The following is a 3,372-nucleotide window of genomic DNA, read 5'->3' as shown; positions in this document are numbered from 1 at the left end:
TGTATAACCAGCGGATCGGCTGGCGGCAGCTGCGCCGCTACCGGAAAATAAATCAACTGGCGTTGCAGCAGATACAACGCTAAACACAGCAGGCAGTAGCCCGCCAGCACGTAGCCTGAAAAAGTAAGAATCATACGCATGGGTTATCCGGTTTGTATTGAGCTTATATTTTCAGTACCAGGGTATCGGCTACTTTATCCTGAATAGCTTGCCGGTTCGGGTCCCAGTATATTTGAATAAACCCCAGCAACCCGGTGGCAAAACCGGCGCTATAACCGCCCTGGCGACCAAATGCCTGCCACAGCGTTAGCGGTGTGTTATTTAACTGCACCACTTTTATCGCCATAATGGCTTTGCCCACTGTCTGGCCGCCATTCCAGCTGATAAACAAGGTAAAATAAAACACCGCCCAACCAAAACCAATACCTAAATCAGTTAAAATGCCTTGCAACCATTTAACGACACTGTGATCCGATTGTGCTAACTGTTGCCACCAGGACGTGTCTGCTGCCGGCTGAGTGGTTTGCTGAATTAACACATCGGTAGCCTGCTCGGCGGCTTGTCGGCGATGCGCATTGATATTATTCATCATTTTACTCAACGCAGCCTGCTGTTCGGCCGGTGTCAGTTGTGAATCCCCAAGCAAGTCGGTAACTATGCTCTCAATTTCATCGTCGGTAAGCTTAGTGCCACGTAATTGCTCGCTGATCTTGTCTAACTGTTTATCTGCGCATTCAGCATTGCAGTCTGTGCTGGTAAGCGCAATAGCGCTCGCGGTAATCAGTAATCCCGCTTTTACTTTGTAGTCGCTGCGCTCGTCGGTTTTCTCCGGCATTAGCGGTAGTAAAAACAACGATAACAACGCGATGCTAATGACAATATTTCGCCGCCGGTTGTTATGTTGCAAATGGCAGCGATAGGCCAGATAAGCCGCAACAGGCAACAGAACGAATAAGCTGCTTGTGGTCAGTAAAGCAATAAGCACACCATCCAGGGCGATTGCCACGCCGCGGCGCCATGGCCTTGCCAGGGAACGGCCTACCAGCGCATTGGCTACGGTAAAATCATGCGGGGTAACCACCTCGCGCACCTGCTTCGGTGAAAGCTGGTGGCCTTCCAGGTCAACATACACGCCCGGTGACACTTCCGTAATGCTGGCATCACCATCAAACTGGTGCAAACTCATCACAATGTTGCTCTACCTATTAAATTAAAATTATGCCAAACAGGCTAAGAAGCTATTGTAATATGTTCCGCGGCGTTTAGGGTGATAAAAACAACACCTGTCCTGGCTATTTTTTAACAATAAAGGAGTTAGTCGATGCATTTTTTGCTTATCTACCACACCGCGCCAGATTATTTGCAGCGCCGTGCTGAGTTTCGCTCGGCCCATCTGACATTGGCCTGGCAAGCTGTTGCCCGCGGCGAATTACAGCTTGGCGGTGCAGTAGGTGAGCCAGCAGACAGCGCTATGTTGTTATTTAGCTGTGACAGTGCAGATATTCCTGCCGCCTTTGCCAAAGCCGACCCTTACGTAGCAAACGGCCTGGTAACAAACTGGCAGGTAAAACCCTGGCATACTGTGGTGGGCGAGGGCGCAGCGACCCGGTAAAGGCTTAAGCGTGCCAAACCGGCCCTTAGTTGGTCTGCTGATATGTTGTAAATTTAACTTCGCTCCTTTTTTCTCAGGTACTGAGTTAGTTTTTGTTACAACTTAAAGCCATCAACAGCTAGCACTTGATGCTAAATTGATGTTTTTAAGCATGGAGCGAGCAATGAATAACTTACAAAAAGCGGGTGGGGTCGCAGCAGTTCTTGAGGCGGCTATTTACCTATCAGCTTTCGTTTTCTTTGGGGCATTCTGGAATTTTCCTGCCGATGCTGACACTATCCAAAAATTTGCCTTTCTGGCTGAAAATCAGGGCGTCTTGTCCATCGTAACTTTCACTATCTATGTGCTATTTGGCATTCTTTTAGCGGTATTAGTTCTGGCATTGCATGAGCGATTAAAAGCTTATACCCCAATTCTTTCTCAAATGGCGGCTATTTTCGGGGTTGTATGGGTGGGGTTGGTAATAGCTAGCGGCATGGTCTTGAATATTGGTTTAGCGGTGGCTCTGGAGCTATCAGTTGAGCAACCAGAACAGGCGATGACACTCTGGAGAACGATTAACGCTGTAGTCGAAGGTTTGGGTGGGGGCAATGAAATTGTTGGCGGGTTATGGGTTCTGTTATTAAGTATTGCAGCGCTTAGCGGTAAAGCACTTCCTAAAACGCTTAACTACCTTGGGCTTTTCGTTGGCACTGTCGGTATTCTCACTATTTACCCGGCGGATGTATTCACTGAAATTTTTGGTATAAGCCAAATTGTCTGGTTTTCCTGGTTAGGTGTTGTTCTGCTTACCAGTCGTAAAAGCTAAGCGGATAAGCCAAGTCACCGGCTGGATCATTTTGAAAAAGCGCTAAAGATTAAGCAGCTGGTTACCGCAGGGCTTTAGTCGCAAACAGCGCGGCGAGTGGAGTTCAGTGATTAGTGACTCCGACCTTTTTTGACCCTATAGCAGGTGCAGGGGTTTGCAATAACAATGCAAGGGCGCAGGTACGGGGGGTGGATGAAAAAATGACAAAGCATGTATTAGTGTTAAGCGATATTTTTGGCCTTTGTGCCGGTCTGGAACCTTTGCTGGCCGATTTAAGCCAGGCCGGCGCCGTTGTTCAGCTGGTTGACCCCTATCAGGGCCAGCGTCAGCAGTTTACCGATGAAGCCAGTGCTTATGCTGAGTATATTTCGCAGTGCGGCCATGATACCTATGCCGCTATCGCGTCGCAGGCGCTGCAAGGCAGTGGGCAGCGCTTCGACATCGCGATCGGCTTTAGCGCCGGTGCTACTGGACTATGGCGTGCCTTAGCAGCCACTGACAGTAGCAAACTTAAGCAGGCGATACTGTTTTACCCTGGCCAAATACATCAGCATCAGGCACTAACACCGGCTGTGCCGGTGCAGGTTATTTTTGGCCACAGCGAGCCGCATTTTAATGTGGCCGCCATTTGCCAGCAGTTGCAACAGCAGGGAGTCACTGCTGTTAGCAGCGGATACCAGCACGGATTTATGAACCCGGCATCCGCGGCCTTTGATGAAGCGGGGTATCAGCAGCAGTTAAACAAGATAAAAAGCTTAGTAGGGTGAGTTGCACATCTTAGGAAATAGGGGTCGAAAAAAGGGGTCGGAGCCTGAGGTATCCCCACAAAATTATCAGCTAAAACAAAAAGATGAATTCAGAAGGAACATTCATGGCGTTCGGTGATCAGATCTATCGCCAAACAAACCTATCAAGGGCACGCCATGAATGTTCTGCAAATGCTAACCCGTTT

General features: G+C 48.9%; 4 protein-coding genes and 1 pseudogene. 4 read left to right on the top strand and 1 reads right to left on the bottom strand.

Annotated features, from left to right (window positions below; all coding sequences use genetic code 11):
- Positions 1-163: 163 nt before the first annotated feature.
- Positions 164-1,186, bottom strand: coding sequence for an RDD family protein (locus ABY802_RS16355; protein ID WP_372628183.1), 1,023 nt, complete (start codon positions 1,184-1,186; stop codon positions 164-166).
- Positions 1,187-1,321: 135 nt separating this feature from the next.
- Between ABY802_RS16355 and ABY802_RS16350 the strand changes: the two genes are divergently transcribed.
- The 4 genes and pseudogenes from ABY802_RS16350 to ABY802_RS16335 all read left to right on the top strand — a co-directional run bounded on the left by ABY802_RS16350 (position 1,322) and on the right by ABY802_RS16335 (position 3,187).
- Complete coding sequence (locus ABY802_RS16350; protein ID WP_372628182.1) at positions 1,322-1,612, top strand: YciI-like protein; 291 nt, start codon at positions 1,322-1,324, stop codon at positions 1,610-1,612.
- Positions 1,613-1,775: 163 nt separating this feature from the next.
- Positions 1,776-2,420 (top strand): hypothetical protein, encoded by a 645-nt coding sequence (locus tag ABY802_RS16345; RefSeq protein ID WP_372628181.1) that lies wholly within the window; start codon positions 1,776-1,778, stop codon positions 2,418-2,420.
- An 18-nt stretch (positions 2,421-2,438) separates the two neighbouring features.
- Positions 2,439-2,498 (top strand): annotated as a pseudogene (locus ABY802_RS16340) (DUF6500 family protein); the annotation flags it as partial.
- 122 nt (positions 2,499-2,620) lie between these two features.
- Positions 2,621-3,187, top strand: a complete 567-nt coding sequence (locus ABY802_RS16335; protein WP_372628180.1) for a dienelactone hydrolase family protein — start codon at positions 2,621-2,623, stop codon at positions 3,185-3,187.
- Positions 3,188-3,372: the final 185 nt, after the last annotated feature.

Origin of the sequence: Arsukibacterium sp. (genome assembly GCF_041616895.1) — a bacterium.
GTDB lineage: Bacteria > Pseudomonadota > Gammaproteobacteria > Enterobacterales > Alteromonadaceae > Alishewanella.
The sequence above is the reverse complement of the archived record's forward strand: the minus strand, read 5'-3'. Positions and strand labels throughout refer to the sequence as shown.

Excerpts from the sequence above, each read along its gene's own strand:
- ABY802_RS16350 (WP_372628182.1), top strand. The coding sequence starts at position 1,322 with ATGCATTTTTTGCTTATCTACCACACCGCGCCAGATTATTTGCAGCGC.
- ABY802_RS16355 (WP_372628183.1), bottom strand. The coding sequence starts at position 1,186 with ATGAGTTTGCACCAGTTTGATGGTGATGCCAGCATTACGGAAGTGTCA.
- ABY802_RS16335 (WP_372628180.1), top strand. The coding sequence starts at position 2,621 with ATGACAAAGCATGTATTAGTGTTAAGCGATATTTTTGGCCTTTGTGCC.
- ABY802_RS16345 (WP_372628181.1), top strand. The coding sequence starts at position 1,776 with ATGAATAACTTACAAAAAGCGGGTGGGGTCGCAGCAGTTCTTGAGGCG.